This is a genomic window from Shigella sp. FJ200513 (assembly GCF_040495915.1).
Lineage (GTDB): Bacteria > Pseudomonadota > Gammaproteobacteria > Enterobacterales > Enterobacteriaceae > ECMA0423.
The window spans coordinates 1-1,340 of record NZ_JBDYCV010000234.1 but is presented as its reverse complement, the minus strand read 5'-3'; the positions used below and the strand labels follow the sequence as shown (position 1 = coordinate 1,340).

The following is a 1,340-nucleotide window of genomic DNA, read 5'->3' as shown; positions in this document are numbered from 1 at the left end:
CCTGATTGTGTCGTTTTCCCTGACTCATTTTGCGGGTGTAGTAAGCCCTGGAGAGCGGATCCCTGAGCGCGGCGAAGGCCGACAGGAACAACGCCCGTTTGAGAGCTTTATTACCCCGTCGCGAGGGATGCTCACCGCGTATTGACGAGCCGGATCGCCGAGTTACCGGCGCAAGGCCAGCATAAGCAGCGAGATGTGCGGCAGAGGCGAAGGCGCGGCAGGCGACCTCGGTGAGGAGTCTGGCTGCGGTCCTGACACCGACTCCGGGCATACTGGTCAGGACCGGGTAAAGAGGGTGAGCAAGAACTCGCTGTTCTACCTCAAGCGCCACCTCGTCTCTTTGCTTACGCAGCGTGATGAGCTGGAGTGCCAGACGTGGCAGTACTACGGCAGCGGCATTCGTGCCGGGAACGACGACGGTTTGTTCGGCCAGTGCCTGAGCTATGTCTGCTGCAAGGCGTTTACCCAGACGAGGCGCAAGTTTGCAGAGCTGGGCTGCCAGCTTCTTCTCACCCAGCGAAGCGAGTTTTTCTGGTGAGGGATATCGCTGGAGAAGATCGAGTACCGCCGGGTGCTCAAGTCTCGGACCGAGAACGCGCTCCGGTGCCGGATGTATCTGGGTCAGAAGGCCGCGGATACGGTTGCTGGCCTGCGTTGTCTGTGCGGCAAGATCATCATCGAAGCCGCAGAGCATGGAGAGTTCGGCGATTTGCTCGTCAGCCAGTTTCAGCGTGCGTAGCGCGTGAGGCAGGGTACGGGCAGCTTCGGCAATGATGGCAGCGTCACGAGCATCAGTTTTAGCTTCACCGGCGTGTAAGTCGGCTATGCGGCGCATGGCCAGTCCAGGGAGGTATCCGACAAGGACTCCTTCTGAGCGGGCAACGGCGACAGGTAACGCACCGATGGTAGCTGGCTGATCAACAACCAGCAGTATCTGACCATGTTGTTTCAGGTCAGATATTAGCGACCTGAGTTTGTTTTCGTCGTTGGGTAATGCTTTATCGAACAGGCGTTTACCTGAACGATTAATGGCAACAGCGTGATGCGTATCTTTACCGACATCAACGCCGATAAAGACCTGGACGGATTCGTAATCGCTGGATTCGGTCATTCTGTCTCCCTTGTATATGGGTTAACCAGATAACCACGGGGAGCAGGTACCGGCATCCACGTTACAGACGGTCCCGGCAAAAGTGCCTGACCTGACCCCTATTAGCGGTTACCAGCGCCCCACCAGACCCGGTGACATCACCCCCCGGATCATGGACGACTGGGGGCAGTAATCATGCCGGGTCTGGCTGGCTAACACCCCATTATAAGGGGTACGAATAAAGTAACGG

General features: G+C 57.6%; 1 protein-coding gene. It reads right to left on the bottom strand.

Features of this window, described 5'->3' with window-relative positions:
- The coding region (locus ABZJ92_RS21835; protein ID WP_064193781.1) for an IS110-like element ISSfl4 family transposase at positions 1 to 1,111 on the bottom strand (1,111 nt) is incomplete at its 3' end.
- Between the last annotated feature and the right edge of the window lie 229 nt (positions 1,112 to 1,340).